This window comes from Nocardiopsis sp. KDC1DS13DA1 (assembly GCF_055632325.1).
Genome location: NZ_JBVMUY010000014.1, coordinates 416,658 through 433,972, shown reverse-complemented (window position 1 = coordinate 433,972; position 17,315 = coordinate 416,658). Strand labels below are relative to the sequence as shown.

At 70.4% G+C, this 17,315-nt stretch carries 17 protein-coding genes; 4 read left to right on the top strand and 13 right to left on the bottom strand.

Annotation, left to right across the window (positions count from 1 at the left end; translation table 11 throughout):
• Positions 1-124: 124 nt before the first annotated feature.
• From ACTVAJ_RS10320 to ACTVAJ_RS10280, 9 genes are all read right to left on the bottom strand, one after another.
• Positions 125-391 (bottom strand): hypothetical protein, encoded by a 267-nt coding sequence (locus ACTVAJ_RS10320; RefSeq protein ID WP_470387854.1) that lies wholly within the window; start codon positions 389-391, stop codon positions 125-127.
• A 7-nt stretch (positions 392-398) separates the two neighbouring features.
• Entirely contained in the window at positions 399-1,211 is an 813-nt protein-coding gene (locus ACTVAJ_RS10315) for a class E sortase (protein WP_470387853.1), read from the bottom strand.
• A gap of 40 nt (positions 1,212-1,251) precedes the next feature.
• Positions 1,252-1,581, bottom strand: coding sequence for an ATP-binding cassette domain-containing protein (locus ACTVAJ_RS10310; RefSeq protein ID WP_470387852.1), 330 nt, complete (start codon positions 1,579-1,581; stop codon positions 1,252-1,254).
• A gap of 354 nt (positions 1,582-1,935) precedes the next feature.
• Positions 1,936-2,178: a DUF3039 domain-containing protein gene (locus ACTVAJ_RS10305; protein WP_470387851.1), complete on the bottom strand. Its 243-nt coding sequence runs from the start codon at positions 2,176-2,178 to the stop codon at positions 1,936-1,938.
• Between the two features lie 79 nt (positions 2,179-2,257).
• Positions 2,258-2,839 carry a YqgE/AlgH family protein gene (locus tag ACTVAJ_RS10300; protein WP_470387850.1) on the bottom strand — a complete coding sequence of 194 codons (582 nt, stop codon included), beginning with the start codon at positions 2,837-2,839 and terminating at the stop codon, positions 2,258-2,260.
• 84 nt (positions 2,840-2,923) lie between these two features.
• Complete coding sequence (locus ACTVAJ_RS10295) at positions 2,924-4,321, bottom strand: NAD-dependent malic enzyme (RefSeq protein ID WP_470387849.1); 1,398 nt, start codon at positions 4,319-4,321, stop codon at positions 2,924-2,926.
• Positions 4,322-4,817: 496 nt separating this feature from the next.
• Positions 4,818-5,585: a cytidylate kinase-like family protein gene (locus tag ACTVAJ_RS10290; protein ID WP_470387848.1), complete on the bottom strand. Its 768-nt coding sequence runs from the start codon at positions 5,583-5,585 to the stop codon at positions 4,818-4,820.
• 209 nt (positions 5,586-5,794) lie between these two features.
• On the bottom strand, positions 5,795-6,748 hold the full coding sequence (locus ACTVAJ_RS10285) for a co-chaperone YbbN (RefSeq protein ID WP_470387847.1): 954 nt from the start codon (positions 6,746-6,748) through the stop codon (positions 5,795-5,797).
• Between the two features lie 153 nt (positions 6,749-6,901).
• Positions 6,902-7,144: a MerR family transcriptional regulator gene (locus ACTVAJ_RS10280; protein ID WP_470387846.1), complete on the bottom strand. Its 243-nt coding sequence runs from the start codon at positions 7,142-7,144 to the stop codon at positions 6,902-6,904.
• Positions 7,145-7,242: 98 nt separating this feature from the next.
• Between ACTVAJ_RS10280 and ACTVAJ_RS10275 the strand changes: the two genes are divergently transcribed.
• Positions 7,243-8,028 carry a helix-turn-helix domain-containing protein gene (locus tag ACTVAJ_RS10275; RefSeq protein WP_470387845.1) on the top strand — a complete coding sequence of 262 codons (786 nt, stop codon included), beginning with the start codon at positions 7,243-7,245 and terminating at the stop codon, positions 8,026-8,028.
• Positions 8,018-8,203, top strand: a complete 186-nt coding sequence (locus ACTVAJ_RS10270) for a DUF397 domain-containing protein (protein ID WP_470387844.1) — start codon at positions 8,018-8,020, stop codon at positions 8,201-8,203. Before ACTVAJ_RS10275 ends, ACTVAJ_RS10270 begins: the two co-directional genes overlap by 11 nt.
• On the opposite strand, the gene ACTVAJ_RS10265 is transcribed toward ACTVAJ_RS10270, so the two are convergent.
• Both ACTVAJ_RS10265 and ACTVAJ_RS10260 read right to left on the bottom strand, forming a co-directional pair.
• Complete coding sequence (locus tag ACTVAJ_RS10265; RefSeq protein ID WP_470387843.1) at positions 8,179-9,909, bottom strand: acyl-CoA mutase large subunit family protein; 1,731 nt, start codon at positions 9,907-9,909, stop codon at positions 8,179-8,181. The genes ACTVAJ_RS10270 and ACTVAJ_RS10265 overlap by 25 nt on opposite strands.
• A 75-nt stretch (positions 9,910-9,984) precedes the next feature.
• On the bottom strand, positions 9,985-10,500 hold the full coding sequence (locus tag ACTVAJ_RS10260) for a MarR family winged helix-turn-helix transcriptional regulator (RefSeq protein WP_470387890.1): 516 nt from the start codon (positions 10,498-10,500) through the stop codon (positions 9,985-9,987).
• A 488-nt stretch (positions 10,501-10,988) separates the two neighbouring features.
• On the opposite strand from ACTVAJ_RS10260, the gene ACTVAJ_RS10255 reads away from it, so the two are divergent.
• Together ACTVAJ_RS10255 and ACTVAJ_RS10250 are read left to right on the top strand one after the other, a co-directional pair.
• Positions 10,989-12,941, top strand: a complete 1,953-nt coding sequence (locus tag ACTVAJ_RS10255; RefSeq protein ID WP_470387842.1) for a glycosyl hydrolase family 18 protein — start codon at positions 10,989-10,991, stop codon at positions 12,939-12,941.
• Between the two features lie 291 nt (positions 12,942-13,232).
• Positions 13,233-14,894 carry a glycosyl hydrolase family 18 protein gene (locus ACTVAJ_RS10250; protein WP_470387841.1) on the top strand — a complete coding sequence of 554 codons (1,662 nt, stop codon included), beginning with the start codon at positions 13,233-13,235 and terminating at the stop codon, positions 14,892-14,894.
• A gap of 153 nt (positions 14,895-15,047) precedes the next feature.
• Here the strand turns inward: ACTVAJ_RS10250 and meaB are convergent, their stop codons facing one another.
• The gene (gene meaB / locus ACTVAJ_RS10245; protein WP_470387840.1) at positions 15,048-16,007 is read right to left on the bottom strand and encodes a methylmalonyl Co-A mutase-associated GTPase MeaB; all 960 of its coding nucleotides are present in this window, start codon (positions 16,005-16,007) and stop codon (positions 15,048-15,050) included.
• A gap of 47 nt (positions 16,008-16,054) precedes the next feature.
• Positions 16,055-17,242: an acetyl-CoA C-acetyltransferase gene (locus ACTVAJ_RS10240; protein ID WP_470387839.1), complete on the bottom strand. Its 1,188-nt coding sequence runs from the start codon at positions 17,240-17,242 to the stop codon at positions 16,055-16,057.
• Positions 17,243-17,315: the final 73 nt, after the last annotated feature.

Here is a 17,315-nt window from a genome sequence, read left to right as displayed (position 1 = left end):
AGCGGCCCCCGGGGACCGGTCCGGGAGCCGCTCCAGTGGTGCCGCGCACACACGGTCGCGCGCGGCACCCCACTCCGGTGGAACCGTTCGGGGCGAAGCCGGGCGGAGGCCCTCGGGAGCCCGGTCAGGACTCTCCGGACGAGGAGGGCTCCTCGGACGGGGACTCCGAGGCCGACGGCGACGCCTCCGCGCCGGGCAGTGCGCCGGCCCCCTCGGGGGCGGCGTCCGCGCCCTGGACCTCGACCGCGCCGTCGTTGAACGGCATGTGCGGCGAGAGTTTCGGGAAGGCGAGGAACCACAGCAGCGCGGCGGCACCCACCACCAGGCCCACCGACAGGATCAGCTTGGACGGCCAGGGGCCGGGCAGCACACGCCAGATCAGTCCGTACATCCGCCTTCTACTCCTCGTCCTCTTCGGCGTCCGGCGCCATGTGGGCGATCGGCTCCGGCATGCCCTCGGACTTGGGGGTGGTCTCGGTGAGCTCGGCCCAGACGATCAGCCGGTGGGTGTTGTTGAGCTTGGGGGCACACGTGGTGAGCGTGATCAGGGAACGCTCGGGTTCCTCGTCGCTGGCGTCGTCGAACGGGTCCGGTTCGATCACCCACACGTCGCTGGGCAGGACCGTCTCCTCCTTGAACACCTCGTAGGTGTAGAAGTTCTCCCCGTCCTCCAGGACCATGACGTCGCCGTCCTCCAGCTGGTCGATGTCCCAGAACAGCCCGGGGGTGCGGTGCGCGGCGACGCCGTAGTTGCCCGCCTCGCCCGGCCCGGTGTCGTACTCGGTGTAGTGGCCGGGGCTGTTGAGGATGTCCTCGGGGGTCGTCCCGTTGACCACGACCCAGTCGAGGTCGAGGCTGGGCAGGTACAGGCGGCTGTCCGCGCTGCCCGGCAGCGGCTCGGACTCCGGTCCGGGCTCGGACTCCTCTTCCTCCTGCGCGGCCCAGACATCCTCCAGCCCCTGCGCCAGCTCCTCCTGCTCGCGCTGGGTCTCCCACTGTCCTCCGTAGACCTCGTAGGAGGCGTAGAAGAGCATGAGCAGGCCCGCGGTCAGCAGAACCTCGCCGATGGTCCGAACGACGGCGCGGACGACGTCGCCGGGCGTGTGCCGGGGGGTGCGGGGCCTGCGCCGCCTGCCCCCCGAACCTCGACGGCCGTGCCCGGGACCGGGCTCGGGATCGTCGTGCTTGTGCCGTTCAGTTGTGGAGACCAATAGGACCTACTCCTGTGGACGCTTTCGGGCGCTCCGACACCTACCTGCGGGGAACGACCAGCGGGGCCCCGGTACGCGGATGCGGCAGGACATCGACCTGGTGCTGGTACACGTCGCTGAGGAGCGACGCGGTGAACGCGTCCGCGGGTGCGCCCCGAGCGGCGACGCGTCCTTCGGACAGCACCACCACACGATGGGCGTAGGCGGCCGCAAGCCCCAAATCGTGCAGGACCACGATAACGGTCCGACCGCTGTCCGTGAGCGCGCGCGACACGGAAAGAACGAGTTCCTGGTGGCGGATGTCGAGCGCGGCGGTCGGCTCGTCGAGCATGGGCAGCCGGGTCCGCTGTGCCAGGACCCGGGTCGGCATGCCCCGGGCCCGCTCCTCTCCGGACAGGCTCGGAAACCGACCGACGCCTCCCGGGGGAGGGACCCCCTGCACCGTCCCGGACCTGGCCGGGGCCTTCGGCGAGGGCGGCGCGTCCCACGACAGCGCCGAGGATCGGTGCCCGGTCGTGGTGTTCGACGACCGTCACGACCTGGACGAGCACAACCGGGGCGTGTGGGTGACGGTCACCTTCGCCGCCCCTGGGACACGATCCGGGTGCCCCCGATGACCGGTCCCGCTCCGGGGACGGACCCACCGATGACGGAAGGGGCCTCGGCACACGGCGTGTGTCGGGACCCCTTCCCCGAGGGTGCGTGAGGCGGGCGCGGGAAGGCCCTACTTCATCAGCTCCTCGTAGGCCTTCTTGCACTCGGGGCACACGGGGAACTTCTTGGGGTCCCGGTTGGGGACCCACACCTTGCCGCACAGGGCGATCACCGGATTGCCCGTGACGGCGCTCTCGGTGATCTTGTCCTTCTGCACGTAGTGCGCGAAGCGTTCGCGGTCACCGTCGTCGTGCGAGATCTCCGGCCTGGTTTCGCTCTCCGGCAGAACCTTGTTCACGACATCCATCGACATCGTTCCTCACCCTTTCCACGTCTGCGTTCCACGGTATAGGGTGCCGCGCACCGCTCCCATGGCGATCGCCCGGCCCCGCTCAGTTCAGTGTGGGGTCCTCGGGGTAGGTGGACAACAGCGCCAGATCGCCGCCCTGACGGCGCAGCACACGCGACCACAGCCGTTCGGGCGCGGTGGTGAAGACGTCGGCGGCGATCGCCGGGACGACGTACCAGGCACCCTCGTCGATCTCACCGGCCAGCTGACCCGAGCTCCATCCCGCGTAACCGGCGAAGACCCGGAACGCGCTCAGGGCCGCGCCCAGCAGCGGCGGCGACCCGTCCAGGTCCACCACGCCCACGCCGTCCAGCCCGAGGCCGGGGTCGACCCCCTCCAGCGGGGACCAGCCCGAGGGCGGATCGCTGCTTCCCGCGGCGCCCAGGGCGATCCCCGACCCCTCGCCGACGGGGCCGCCCGAGAACATCACCGCGGGCTCGCTCGCGTAGGCGCCCCAGTGGCTGATGACCTCCTGCACGGAGGTGTCCAGCGGGCGGTTGAGGATCACCCCGAGGGTGCCGTCGGCGGTGTCGTCCACGACGAACACCACCGAGCGGCGGAAGGAGTCCTCCTGGAGGAGAGGGGCGGCCACCAGCAGTCGCCCGGTCAGTCTTGGCTGGTCCATGGTGCACCCCTACCCAGGTTCGCGCCCATGGCCGGGCCTGCGGATGCGGTCACCGCCCCTCCTCCGCGGACACGCGCCCGGGGGTCAGTTCCCCCGGCGGCGCTGGGCGACCTCGCGCACGGCGGTGGCCACGTGCGCGGACAGGTCGGAGTGGAAGACGCTGGGGATGATGTAGTTCGGGCCGAGCTCGTCCTCGGTCACCACGTCGGCCAGGGCCTCGGCGGCGGCGACCATCATGTCCGAGGTGACCTCGTGGCTCTGGGCGTCGAGCAGGCCGCGGAAGAAGCCCGGGAAGACGAGCACGTTGTTGATCTGGTTCGGGTAGTCGCTGCGACCGGTGGCGACGACGTCCGCGTGCAGGTGGGCGACCTCCGGGTCGACCTCGGGGTCGGGGTTGGCCAGCGCGAAGATGATCGAGCCGTCGTTCATCTCGGCGATGTCGTCACCGCTGAGAAGGTTGGGCGCGGAGACGCCGATGAAGACGTCGGCCCCGGCCACGGCGCCCCTGAGGTCACCGGAGTAGCCCTCGGGGTTGGTGTGCTCGGCGATCCAGCGCAGGTTGTCGTCGAGCTGCTCGCGCTGCGCGTGCACGGCGCCGTGCACGTCGCAGACGATGACGTCCTTGGCCCCGGCGTGCATGAGCAGCTTGAGGATGGCGGTACCCGCCGCGCCCGCACCCGACATGGCGATGCGGACCTGGCCCAGCTCCTTGCCGACCACACGCAGCGCGTTGCGCAGGGCGGCGAGCACGACGATGGCGGTGCCGTGCTGGTCGTCGTGGAAGACGGGGATGTCGAGCAGCTCACGCAGGCGGGCCTCGACCTCGAAGCAGCGGGGGGCGGAGATGTCCTCCAGGTTGATACCGCCGAAACCGGGGGCCAGGACCTGGACGGTGCGGACGATCTCGTCGACGTCCTGGGTGTCCAGGGCGATCGGCCAGGCGTCGATGTCGGCGAAGCGTTTGAACAGGGCGGCTTTGCCCTCCATGACCGGCATGGCGGCCTCGGGGCCGATGTTGCCCAGGCCGAGGACGGCCGATCCGTCGGTGACCACGGCGACGCTGTTGCGTTTGATGGTCAGGCGGCGGGCGTCGTCCTTGTTGGCGGCGATGGCCTGGGAGACGCGGGCGACACCGGGGGTGTAGGCCATGGACAGCTCGTCGCGGTTGCGCAGCGGCACCTTGGAGGACATCTCGATCTTGCCGCCGAGGTGCATGAGGAAGGTGCGGTCACTGACCTTGTGGACGGTGACGCCCTCGACCGAGCCCAGGGCGTCGACGATCGCCTGGGCGTGGTCGGTGTCGCGTGCCGCGCAGGTGACGTCGATCCGGATGCGCTCGTGCCCGGCCGCGGCCACGTCCAGAGCGGTGATCATGCCGCCCACGTGCTCGACGGCGTTGGTGAGGCTGCCGACGGCGCTGCCCCCAGCGTCCAGTTCGAGCCGGACGGTGAGGGAGTAGGAAACGCTGGGAAGGCTGGCCACGTGTTGCTCCTTGGCTCTCGCTTGGTGTCGTGCGTCCGTGGGTTACACGGACGGCCCCGTAGGTCCCGGGAACGTCGACGCTGACGCCCGGGGGCCCGCCCGTCGCCCACCACCGCCCAAGGGCCGCTTCGCGGCGGAGTGGAACGCCCTCAACGGAGGCCCGCGGCACAGGATCCCGTCGGGGACCGGAGTGGCGACCCCGCCCCCGCGATCCGTCCGTTCCGGGCGGCGCGCCGTCCCCGCGCCGGACGCGGTTCCGACACGCGTGTCCGCACGGCGGAGCGTGGGTGGTCCTGCGTGCCCGCTGCGCGCGGTGTCTCCTCAATGGTGCACCGCGCGGTGGACCACGGTCACGGCAGGGGGATGATTCGTACGCGCGACCGGGTCGCCTCACCCTACCCGAGTCAAGGCCGGATCGTCAGCAGTAGGGGACAATTCGACCCTTAGTAAAAAACTCCACAATTTTCCATGACTGGAGCGCAACTCCGGAGCGACGTCACGGGGCCCGACCGTCCCCGGAGCCTCCGCCGTCGGCGGCCCCGCCGTCCCCGTTGTCGTCGGGCCTTCGGCCCCGGGCCGCGCACACGACGACGTCCACGCACGCGGGAACGGTCAGGGAGGTCGCGTCCAGGAGCAGGTGGTAGAGCTCGGGGGAGGCGGAGTCGACACGGTAGAAGCGGCGGACGTAGGCGGCGCGGGCGCGGTCGTTGTCGTCGAGCAGGCGGAGCGTGGGCGCGACCTCACACCAGTCGTATCCCCCCGCCTCGTCGCGGTCCCCGCCCTCCCAGAGTTCCAGGGCCCGGCGCAGTCGGGCCCTGCGGTCGCCGTCGAGCCGGACGTGCAGGGCGGTGGGGTGGTCGGCCAGGACCACGGCGGCGGCGCGACCGAGCACCACGCCCCCGGAGTGGGCGACCTCACCGATGACGCGTTCGGTCTCCTCGACGAACTCGTGGTCGTACAGCAGCCGGCCCTGGTCGTCGGTGGCACCGCCCAACGCGGTGTCCACTCCGCCGAGGGTGACCGTCGGCAGCCGCGCGGCACTGGCGAGGAGTCGTTCGAGCCCTCCGGGGCTGCGGCCGTCGTGGCGCAGGGCCTCCTCCAGGGAGCAGCCGATGTGCGCGGCGACGGTACCCGGGACGGCCCTGTCGAGGAAGGGGACCCCGAGCCGGGCGGCGACGGCGGGGCCGATCACACCGCCGCCGGTCCCGAAGGTCGCCGAGATCGTGACCACGGGGCCGCCGCCACCGGGAGTGTCGTCGTTCATGGGTACCTACCGGTTCGCCATCGGGCCGTGCGACCCGCCGCCACCGGGTTCGTACCCGCTGTGCGATCGACTACCCCGCCGCCCAGAGGAGCAGAAGAAAGCGATGATTTACCGTTATGTCCACTTATGTGACGCCCCGGGTATCAACAGGTGCCGACGACGGAATTTCTCACCCGACGCCGACACCCTGCGACATCCCGGGACGCACGTCAGAACAGCGCCGAGGTGAGTTTGCGCCGGGCCGCGCCCACACGCGGGTCACCGGGCGGCAACAGCTCGAAGAGCGTGAGCAGGTGGGTGCGCGCCCGGTCCCGGTCGTCGTCGCCGGTGCGCTTCACCGTGGCGATCAGGCGGTCGAACGCGTCCTCGAACCTGCCGCCGTACATGTCGATGTCGGCGGCGGTGCACTGGGCGGCGACATCGTCCGGGGCGTCGGCCGCGGCCTGGCGGGCGACCGCCGCGTCCACCTCCTGGAGGCGGCCGACCAGACGGATCTGGGCGAGCTTGAGCTTGGCCTCGACGTCGTCCGGGGCGGCCTCCACCGCCTTGGCGTAGACGGCTTCGGCGGCGGCGAGGTCACCCCGCTCCAGCGCGGCCTGGGCCTCGGCGTCGACCGGGTCGACGGCCGGCTGCTCGGGCTGGCGGCCCTGCTCCGCCTCGGCCGGGGGCTCGCCCTCGACGGTGCCGGGGTGGCCCGGGGGCAGCATGCCCTGCTCGGCCAGGGCGGAGAAGACCTGGCCGAGCCAGTCGCTCAGCTGCTCCTCCGTGGCCGGACCGGCGGGACCGGGCATGACCTGGCCCTGGACGGCCACGATGATCATCGGGGTGGTGGGCACGCGCAGGGCCTGCACGAGCTGCGGGCTGGCCTCGCTGTCGAGCTTGGCGAGGAACCAGTTGCCGCCCGAGGAGGAGGAGAGGCGGTCGAGGGCGCTCTCGACCTGCTTGGACTGCTCCGACCATCCGGCGAGCACGGCGAGGACGACCGGAGCGGACATCGACCGCTCCAGGACCTCGGCCTGGAAGTTGGCCTCGTCGACGTTGACGGCGTACGGGTTGGATCGACCGGCCGACTCCTCGGCGCGCTGCTTGGCCTCGCGTTCCAAGGCCGCCTTGCGCGCCCCGAGGTCAACCGCACTGTTCGGTGAAAAGTCCGAAGGCTGCATACGTCCATCCTGCCCCATGCGCGGAAGGGCGGGTGACGCCCGGAGGAGGCTGTGGAGGACGAGCCGGGCGGCCTCCCCGCCCGGCTCGCACACGACCGGCCCGGGTGGGATCGGGAACCCTCCCCTGACCGGCCACCGACCGCCGGGAGGTTCTCACTCCCCGGCCTCGGCATCGACGGCGTTACGGGCATCGCGGAGTGCGTAGATATCGCCTGCCCGGAAGTAGCGCCACCCGTTGAAGGGGTGGGGGAAGTGGTCGACACCGTCGATTTTTCCGTCCCGCGCCCATCCCCGGAGGGTGGAGGGGGCGACGCCGAGGACCAAGGCGGCCTCGCCGTTGCTGAAGTAGTTGTCGGGATGCGTTTCCTGGAGGTACCGCAGTTCTGCCTTGTCCATACATCCAGGCTTCGACCCCGCGCCGTGTCCCGCTAGTAACTGCGATACACCCCCAAAGCAACGGCGCTACGTGCAATCAATTGACTACAATCTGAAACATGCCGCAATCCCCTTTTCCTGCCCAACTGACGAAGTGGCGCGAGCTCAGAGGCCTGACCCAACGACAGCTAGCCAAACGAGTCGGCACGTCCGCTTCATCTCTCTGCCGCTGGGAGTCGGCTCAAACCGTACCAAAGCGGGACTACGCGCAACGGTTGGACGAAGTTCTCAGCGCCTCCGGGCGCTTACGGAAGGTGTGGGAGGCACAGACCTCCGGCTCCTCACTCCCACCCTGGATGCAGGACATCGGACGTTTGGAGGAAGAGGCGGTGTACATCGAGTTCCTCTCCCCCGTCCTGGTTCCCGGACTTCTCCAATCCCCTGATTACGCACGTATCGTCTTCCAACACGGTCAACCTCTCGCGGCACCCCCCGAGATCGACCGCCTCACGGCAATTCGATCTGGCCGCTACGAGGTACTGCGAAGCAAGAACGATCCCGAGATCGCCGCAGTGTTCCCCGAAACCGCTCTGACCTGTGTTCCTGAGCAGGTTCAGCGGGGGCAAGCCGCACACCTGCTCTCGCTGGCAGGCGGTGGAAGAGTGCGAATCCACCTTGTTCCAGAATGTTCCGCTCTGATCGGGATCACATCCCCACTCCTGTTGTTCCGCCTGGTCGACGGATCCCGGGCGGCAAGTTCAGATCACGTCTCCGGTAACGTCATCTACGACGAAACGACCGGATTTGATCGGCTACAGGAACTGGTGAAACGTGCGCTGGGAAGCGCGCTTCCCTCCGAGCAGTCGATGCAGGTTCTCAAGGGGTTGAGCACACGTGACGACTGAGTGGGCCAAGTCGAGCTACAGCAGCACCGGCGGCCAGTGTGTGGAGGCCCGTGTGGCCGCCGCCGGGGCAGACATCCGCGACACACAGAACCGCGACGCGGGCCACCTCTCCTTCCCCGCCTCCGAGTGGCTGTCCCTGGTCCGCGGGGCTCAGAAGCGCGGGTCCTCGGTGTAGGTGCCGAACTCCTCCCCCATCGTGGCGCAGATCTCCCCGAGCGTGGCCTCGGCACGGGCGGCGTCCATGATGAGCGGGACGAGGTTGCCGCCCTCGGCGCGGACGCCCTCCAGCAGGCGGGCGAGCGCGCGGTCGACGGCGGCCCCGTCGCGGCGTTCCCTGCGCTCGGCGAGCTCCCTCTTCTGCTCCCGCTCGACCTCGTGGCTGATCCTGAGGATGTCCAGCTCACCGGAGACCGTGGTGGTGTGGCAGTTGACCCCGACGATCCGCTTGTCGCCCTTCTCCAGCGCCCGCTGGTACTGGAAGGCCGCCTCGGCGATCTCGGAGTTGAAGTACCCGTTCTCGATGCCCGCGAGGATGCCCGAGGTCATCGGTCCGATCCGGTGCTCGGCGTCGCGCCCGCCGCCCATGCGCAGGATCTGCGCGAAGATCCGCTCGGCCTCCGCCTCCAGCTCGTCGGTGAGCGACTCCAGGTACCAGGAGCCGCCCAGCGGGTCGGCGACGTTGGCGACCCCGGTCTCCTCCATGAGCACCTGCTGGGTGCGCAGCGCGATCTCGGCGGACTGCTCGGTGGGCAGCGCCAGGGTCTCGTCGAGCGCGTTGGTGTGCAGGGAGTTGGTGCCGCCGAGTACGGCGGCGAGCGCCTCGACGGCGGTGCGCACCACGTTGTTGTAGGGCTGCTGCGCGGTGAGCGACACCCCGGCGGTCTGGGTGTGGAACCGCAGCCACCGCGCCCTCTCCGTGGTGGCTCCGTAGGTGTCCGTCATCCAGCGCGCCCAGATCCGGCGGGCCGCGCGGAACTTGGCGATCTCCTCGAAGAAGTCGATGTGGGCGTCGAAGAAGAACGACAGCCCGGGCGCGAACCGGTCGACGTCCAGGCCGCGCGACAGGCCGAGTTCCACGTAGCCGAAACCGTCGGCGAGGGTGTAGGCGAGCTCCTGCGCGGCCGTCGCCCCGGCCTCGCGGATGTGGTACCCGGACACCGAGAGCGGTTTGTACGCCGGGATGTGCTCCGCGCAGTACTCCATGAGGTCGCCGATGAGGCGCAGGTGGGGTGCCGGGGGGTAGAGCCACTCCTTCTGTGCGATGTACTCCTTGAAGATGTCGGTCTGGAGGGTCCCGTTGAGGGTGCCGACGTCGACGCCCTGGCGCTCGGCGGCGACGAGGTACATGCAGAACACGGGGACGGCCGGGCCGCTGATCGTCATCGACGTGGTCGTCCCGTCGAGCGGGATGCCGTCGAAGAGCAGGTCCATGTCGGCGACCGAGTCGATCGCGACACCGCAGTGCCCGACCTCGCCCAGGGCGTGCGGTGAGTCGGAGTCGTGGCCCATGAGCGTGGGCATGTCGAAGGCCACGGAGAGCCCGCCGCCACCGGAGTCGAGGATCATCCGGTAGCGCTCGTTGGTCTGGCGTGCGTTGCCGAACCCGGCGAACTGGCGGATGGTCCAGGTCCGGCCCCGGTAGCCGGTGGAGTACAGACCGCGTGTGTAGGGGTACTCGCCCGGCCAGCCGATCCGCTCGAACCCGGGCGCCTCGGCACCGGGGGGCGGCCCGTACACGGGCCGGAGGGGGCGGCCGGACAGGGAGCTGAAGTCCGCGTCGCGCACGCGGGAGGAGTCGTAACGGCGCTGCCAGCGCTCACGACCCGACTCGATCTCCTCGGATCCGCCGTTGGGAGTGGGTCCCGATGTGGTGTCCGTCATACCGAAATAGTAGGACGTCCAAATAATGATGTACAGAAGGCGCGCCCTCGGCGCCCTCCCGGTGCCGGACGGGCGTCAGCGGCCCTCGGCGGCGACCGGTTCGGGGAAGTCCCCGAAGTCGACCCTGAGCTTGGTGAACATCTCGTGCATCCGCCAGAGCTCCTCGTCGGAGTAGCAGCCCAGAGCGAAGTCCATGCCCATGAGGGCGCCGGTGGCCTCCTCGGTGACCGAGCGCCCGGCGTCGGTGATCTCGGCCAGGACCCCGCGACCGTCGCTCGGGTTGGGGCGGCGGCGCACGAGCCCCTGCCCCTCCAACCGGTCGATGGTGTTGGTGACGCTGGTCGGGTGCACCATGAGGCGCTCACCGATCTTGCCGAGCGGCAGTGCGCCGGAGTGACTGAAGGTGAGCAGGACCAGGGCCTCGTAGCGGGCGAAGGTCAGACCGAACGGCTTGAGGGCGCCGTCCAGCTCCCCGATCAGGATCTGCTGGGCGCGCATGACGGAGGTGACGGCGGCCATGGCGGGCGAGGCGCCCCACCGCCGCGTCCAGTTGTCGTGCGCGCGCTCGATCGGGTCGAACGGAAGATTCAACGGGTTTCCCACTCCGCCACTCTAACCGTGCCGCCCCGGCCCCCCGCTCGCTCCTGTGCCGTACGGCTACTCACAAGTAGGCACCGGCGCGGCGCAACCGGCGCTCCCGCCCTGCGAGGCGATCGGGTACCACTCAGGCCGGAGGAAGGCAAGATGTGACCCTGTCCACAAGGGGACAGTTGGGGCACCCGATACCGGTCCGGCTCTCCAACTCGGAAAAGCCGGCCGCACCCCGGAGTCGGAGCGAGCCGCCTCCGGAGAAGGCGAAAAAAGGCCGCGCACTCTCATTGACTCGCGAGGAAACTATTAGTTAAGTTTCCTAAAAATTAGTTCCCCCACGTCAGAGACGCTATGGCCCGCTCACCACCGTCCTGCACCTCATTCGGATACGACTCGTCACCACTCCGCAAGGACTTCCTCCGCTGCCCGGAGCGCCCGCTCCCCTGCGGTCAGCCCACAGTCCCTCCCCCCACCCTGGAGACACCTCCGTGAGAGCACGCCATCTGAGAAACCGGCTCGCCGCGTTGGCCGCGGCACTGCTGGTCGCCCCCCTGGCCCTGGCCCCGACGCCGGCCGCCGCGGCGCCCGGCGAGGTGACCGTCACCTACGTCGAGACGTCCCGGTGGGACAGCGGCTACGGCGGCCAGATCACCATCCAGAACGAGACCTCCAGTGCACTCACCGACTGGACGGTCAGTTTCGACACCCCCTCCGGTGTCCAGATCACCAGCCTGTGGAACGCCGTCCACACCGTGAACGGCAACACCCACACCCTCACGCCGCCGTCCTGGGGCGCGCCCGTTCCCGCGAACGGCTCGTACCAGATCGGCTTCAACGGCACCCACGGCGGCGGTGACACCACCCCGGTCAACTGCACGGTCAACGGCTCCCCCTGCTCCGGCGGCCCCAGCGAGCCCGACACCGAGGCCCCGTCCACCCCCGGCGGCCTGACCGTGGGCGAGGTCAGCTCGAACACCGTCGCCCTGTCCTGGGACGCGGCCACCGACAACGTCGCGGTCGCGGGCTACGAGATCGTCTCCGGCGGGCAGGTCGTGCGCTCCGTCGGCGGGGACACCCTGACCGCCACCGTCGGCGGCCTGCAGCCCCTGACCGAGTACAGCTTCACGGTGCGCGCCTACGACACCTCCAACAACCGCGGCGCGGACAGCGCCGCGGTCACCGCCACCACCCTGGAGGGCGGCGGCACCACCCCGGCGGGCGAGCGCCGCGTCGCCTACTTCACCCAGTGGGGCATCTACGACCGGGGTTACCTGGTCCGCAACCTGGAGACCTCCGGCACCGCCGCGAACCTCACGCACATCAACTACGCCTTCGGCAACATCAACGCCAACGGTGAGTGCTTCATGGCCAACCAGCTCGGCCAGGGCGACGCCTGGGCCGACTACGGCCGCTCGTTCCGCGCCGACGAGAGCGTCGACGGCGTCGCCGACACCTGGAACCAGGACCTGCGCGGCAACTTCAACCAGCTGCGCAAGCTCAAGGAGATGTACCCCGACCTGAAGGTCAACATCTCGCTCGGCGGCTGGACCTGGTCGGAGAACTTCTCCGACGCCGCCCTGACCCCCGAGTCGCGGCAGCGGATGGTCAGCTCCTGCATCGACCAGTTCCTGCGCGGCAACCTGCCCATGTTCGACGGTGCGGGCGGCCCGGGCGCGGCCGCCGGGATCTTCGACGGCATCGACCTCGACTGGGAGTGGCCGGGCAGCGCCGGCCACGAGCACAACACCGTGCGCCCCGAGGACCGCGAGAACTTCACCGCCCTCGTCCAGGAGTTCCGCACCCAGCTGGACGCCCTGACGGCCGAGACCGGTCGGCCCTACGAGCTGACCGCGTTCCTGCCCGCCGACCCGGAGAAGGTCGAGGCCGGCTTCCAGATGGGCCAGCTGATGACCGACTTCGACTTCGTCACGGTCCAGGGCTACGACTACCACGGCGGCTGGGAGAACGCCACGGCCCACCAGTCCAACCTGGTGTTCGACCAGAGCGACCCGAGCCCGCGGCAGTTCTCCAGCGAGATCGCGATCCAGGAGTACATCAGCCGGGGCGTCGACCCCGCCGACATGGTGCTCGGCCTGCCCTTCTACAGCCGCGGCTGGACGGGCGTCGACCCCGGACCGAACGGGGACGGCCTCTTCCAGAGCGCGACGGGTCCCGCTCCGGGCACCTACGAGCAGGGCATCGACGACTGGAAGGTGATCAAGGACCTGCCGGGCTTCACCCTGCACCGGGACGAGACCCACGGCGCCGCCTGGCTGTACGACGGGAACACCTTCTGGACCTACGACGACGAGATCGCGCTGACCCAGAAGACCGACTGGGCGCAGGCCCAGGGTCTGGGCGGCGTCATGATCTGGTCCATCGACGGTGACGACGCCAACGGCACGCTGATGAACGCGGTCGACGCGGCGCTGGCGTCCTGACCCACCCCCGGAGACCGCCCTCGGGCGGCTGACGTCAAGGGATGGCGGTGGCCGGAAGGGGACACGATCCCCTTCCGGCCGCTGGTCCGGCCCCCGGACTGGACAGGTTCGCCCCACGAGCACCATCCACACCCTGAGTCACCATTCGTCACAGAGTGACCATTGACGGCCCGGCTAATTGTTAGTTAAGTTTCCTAAAAATTCCGTCCGCGCCCCCGGACGGACACCCACCACCCCCTGCTCCACGGGCGACGCGCGTGAGCGCCCCACCCCCACACAGGAGACCCCCACGTGAGAGCACGACGACCCGGACCCCGGTCAGCGGCGATCTCCGCCGCCGTGCTGGCGGCCCCGATCGCTCTGGCCGCCCCCGCGGCGTCCGCCGAGGAGGCCCCGCCCGCCGACCCGGCCGACCTCACCGTCACCTTCGAGGAGTCCGCGCGCTGGAACACGGGGTACAGCGGCGAGATCACGGTCACCAACGCCTCCGACTCCCCGGTCAGCGACTGGACGATCGGCTTCGACCTCCCCGACGGCAGCGGCGTCCACCAGATGTGGAACGCGGAGCTGACGGAGTCCGAGGGCTGGTACACGGTCACCCCGCCGCGTTGGGGAGCGGCGATCCCCGCCGGGGGCAGCTACAGCTTCGGGTTCAACGGCCTGCACGAGGACGGCGCGACCGCCCCCGTCCTGTGCCTGGTCAACGGCGCCCCGTGCGACGGGGGTACCGGCCCCGACCACGACAGCCTCAGCGTCGCCTACCTTCCCCAGTGGGGCGCGGAGGACAACGGCTACCACGTCCGCGACCTCGTCACCTCCGGCACCGCCGCACGGCTCACGCACATCAACTACGCGTTCGGCAACGTGGACGCCGACGGTGCGTGCTTCATGAGCGACGAGGAGGGCCGGGGCGAGGCCCGCGCCGACTACGTGACGTCCACCGGAGCGGCGAACAGCGTCGACGGCGTCGCCGACGACCCCGACCAGGCGCTGCGCGGCAACTTCGGGCAGCTGCGCAAGCTCAAGGAGATGTACCCCGACCTGAGGGTCAACATCTCCCTCGGCGGCTGGACCTGGTCCGAACACTTCTCCGACGCCGCGCTCACCCCCGAGTCCCGCGAGCGCATGGTCAGCTCCTGCATCGACCTCTACCTGCGCGGCGACCTGCCCGTCCTCGACGGCGCGGGCGGCGAGGGCTCGGCCTACGGGGTCTTCGACGGCATCGACCTCGACTGGGAGTGGCCGGGCAGCGCCGGCCACCCGCACAACACCGTGCGCCCCGAGGACCGCGAGAACTTCACCGCCCTCGTCCAGGAGTTCCGCGACCAGCTCGACGCGCTGGAGGCGCAGACCGACCGCGAGTACGAGCTGACCGCGTTCCTGCCCGCGGGCACCTGGCGGATCGACCTGGGCTACGAGCTCGACGAGCTCATGACCGACTTCGACTTCGTCACCGTCCAGGGCTACGACTACCACGGCACCTGGGAGAGCACGACCAACCACCAGTCCAACCTGGTCGCCGACCCGGACGACGAGGGACCGGTCATCTCCACCCGGGACACGGTCCAGGCCTACGTCGACCGCGGTGTCGACCCCGCCGACATCGTCCTGGGAGTGCCCTTCTACGGGCAGGGCTGGACCGGCGTCGAGCCCGGACCGAACGGCGACGGCCTCTTCCAGAACGCGACCGGCCCGGCCCGGGGCGACGCCCGCTGGTCGGCCCTCAGCGAGCTGGAGGGCTTCGACCTGCACCGGAACGACGATCTCGGCACGGCCTGGCTCTACGACGGCGAGACGTTCTGGACCTACGACGACGAGACCGCCATGACCCAGAAGACCGAGTGGGCCCTCGACAACGGCCTCGGCGGTGTCATGGTCTGGTCGATCGACGGCGACGACGCCGACGGCAGCCTCATGGCCGCCATCGACACGGCACTGGTCGGGAACCGGTGACCACGGTCTCCCGGACGGACCCCTCCGTTCCGGGACGGGCGTCGGTGCTCTGATCCGGGGAGCACCGCCGCCCCGGCCGACGCGGACCGATGTGCGACGGTCCGCGTCGGCCCCTCTCGTCTTCGGGGCCCTCCCGCGTCCGGGGGCGTCCCCTCACTCCCGGGGGTCGGCGCCCAGTTCCTTGAGCAGGAGGTCGGCCGCCGCGTAGGGATCGCGCCGCCCCTCCGCGACCTCCCTGGCCAGGGCGTCCAGACCACCGTCCTCGCCCACCCCGACCATGCGCGAGCGCAGCGCGTCGAGCGCGATCCCCTGCACCTCCTCGCGGGCGCGAAGACGCCGCCGCGAGATGAGCTCACCCGTGGCCTCCAGATGGGAGCGGTGCTGCTCCACCCGCTCCCACAGTTCCTCGGTGCCCTCGCCCTCGGCGGCCACGGTCATGACGATCGGCGGCTTCCACTCCTCGTCGGTCCGGTCCACCATCGCGACCATCTGCCGTAGTTCGCGCAGGGTGACCCGGGCTCCGTCCCGGTCGGCCTTGTTCACCGAGAAGACGTCGGCCACCTCCAGCACCCCCGCCTTGGCCGCCTGGACCGAGTCGCCCATCCCCGGGGCGCACAGCACCACGGTGGTGTCCGCCAGCCCGGCGATCTCGACCTCGGCCTGCCCCACCCCGACCGTCTCCACCAGGACCACGTCGAACCCCGCCGCGTCCAGGACGCGCAGGGCGTGCGGCGCCGCCCAGGACAGTCCGCCCAGGTGCCCGCGGTTGGCCATGGAGCGGATGTAGACGCCGGGGTCGGTGGCGTGCTCCTGCATGCGCACCCGGTCCCCGAGCAGGGCTCCCCCGGTGAACGGCGAGGAGGGGTCCACGGCGAGCACCGCGACCGACAGGCCCCGGGCGCGGAGCACACGCACGACCGCGTTGGTCGTCGTGGACTTGCCCACGCCCGGGGCCCCGGTGAAGCCGACCACCCGTGCCCGTCCGGTGTGCGGAGCCAGAGCCGCCATGATCCCGCGCAGCTCCGGCGCCCCGTTCTCGACCAGGGTCACCGCGCGGGCCAGCGCCCTGCGGTCACCCTCCCGAAGCCGTTCCGCCAGACTGGCCGCGTTCATGGGACTCCTCCTGGATTCGGCCCCGGCCGGGACCCGACGGGTCGTGCCTACTGCGCGGGCACCGTGAACAGCAGGGCGTCGCCCTGGCCGCCGCCACCGCACAGGGCCGCGGCACCGAGTCCGCCACCGCGGCGGCGCAGCTCGTGGATCAGGGTCACGGCGATCCGGGCGCCGGACGCCCCGATCGGGTGACCGAGGGCGATGGCACCGCCGTTGACGTTCACGATGTCCTCGGAGACGCCCAGGTCCTGCACCGACTGGATGCCCACCGCGGCGAAGGCCTCGTTGATCTCGATCAGGTCCAGGTCCTCGACCGTCCGCCCGGCCTTGGTCAGCGCGTGCTGGATGGCGTTGGAGGGCTGCGAGTGCAGGGAGTTGTCCGGACCGGCGACGTTGCCGTGCGCGCCGATCTCGGCGAGGACGGGCACGCCGAGCTCCTCGGCCTTGGCCCGGCTCATGACGACGACGGCGGCGGCGCCGTCGGAGATCTGCGAGGAGGACCCGGCGGTGATGGTGCCGTCCGCGTCGAAGGCCGGACGCAGCCTGCCCAGGGTCTCGACCGTGGTGCCCGGGCGGACGCCCTCGTCGGTCTCGAAGACGACCGGGTCGCCCTTGCGCTGCGGGATCTGCACGGGGACGATCTCGTCGGTGAACCGTCCCTCGGCCGTGGCCGCGGCGGCGCGCTGGTGGGAGCGGGCGGAGAAGGCGTCCTGTGCGGCGCGGCCGATGCCGAGCTTGGCGTTGTGCCGCTCGGTCGAGGCGCCCATGGACTCGTTGTCGAAGGCGTCGGTGAGGCCGTCGTGCGCGGTGGCGTCCAGGACCTCGACGGAACCGTACTTGAAGCCCTTGCGCGACTTGGGCAGCAGGTGCGGGGCGTTGGTCATGGACTCCATGCCGCCCGCGACCACGACGTCGAACTCGCCCGCGGTGATGAGCTGGTCGGCGAGGGCGATCGCGTCCAGGCCGGACAGGCACACCTTGTTGATGGTGACGGAGGGCACGCTCATGGGAATGCCCGCCTTCACGGCGGCCTGGCGGGACGGGATCTGCCCGGCGCCGGCCTGGAGGACCTGTCCCATGACCACGTATCCGACCTGTTCACCACTGACACCGGCGCGCTCCAGCGCGGCCTTGATCGCGAATCCGCCCAGGTCTGCGGCGGAGAACCCGGCGAGGGAGCCGAGGAGTCTGCCGGTGGGGGTCCGCGCCCCACCGACGATGACGGAACCGGGCATCGTAACTGGCCTCCATGTGATCGGTGACGCACCTGGTCTGCAACGATACCCACACAGCGTTCGGCGACATCCG

Coding starts and splice junctions, on each gene's coding strand:
- ACTVAJ_RS10320 (WP_470387854.1), bottom strand. CDS start 391: ATGTACGGACTGATCTGGCGTGTGCTGCCCGGCCCCTGGCCGTCCAAG.
- ACTVAJ_RS10310 (WP_470387852.1), bottom strand. CDS start 1,581: ATGCCGACCCGGGTCCTGGCACAGCGGACCCGGCTGCCCATGCTCGAC.
- ACTVAJ_RS10305 (WP_470387851.1), bottom strand. CDS start 2,178: ATGTCGATGGATGTCGTGAACAAGGTTCTGCCGGAGAGCGAAACCAGG.
- ACTVAJ_RS10300 (WP_470387850.1), bottom strand. CDS start 2,839: ATGGACCAGCCAAGACTGACCGGGCGACTGCTGGTGGCCGCCCCTCTC.
- ACTVAJ_RS10290 (WP_470387848.1), bottom strand. CDS start 5,585: ATGAACGACGACACTCCCGGTGGCGGCGGCCCCGTGGTCACGATCTCG.
- ACTVAJ_RS10285 (WP_470387847.1), bottom strand. CDS start 6,748: ATGCAGCCTTCGGACTTTTCACCGAACAGTGCGGTTGACCTCGGGGCG.
- ACTVAJ_RS10280 (WP_470387846.1), bottom strand. CDS start 7,144: ATGGACAAGGCAGAACTGCGGTACCTCCAGGAAACGCATCCCGACAAC.
- ACTVAJ_RS10275 (WP_470387845.1), top strand. CDS start 7,243: ATGCCGCAATCCCCTTTTCCTGCCCAACTGACGAAGTGGCGCGAGCTC.
- ACTVAJ_RS10265 (WP_470387843.1), bottom strand. CDS start 9,909: ATGACGGACACCACATCGGGACCCACTCCCAACGGCGGATCCGAGGAG.
- meaB (WP_470387840.1), bottom strand. CDS start 16,007: ATGAACGCGGCCAGTCTGGCGGAACGGCTTCGGGAGGGTGACCGCAGG.
- ACTVAJ_RS10240 (WP_470387839.1), bottom strand. CDS start 17,242: ATGCCCGGTTCCGTCATCGTCGGTGGGGCGCGGACCCCCACCGGCAGA.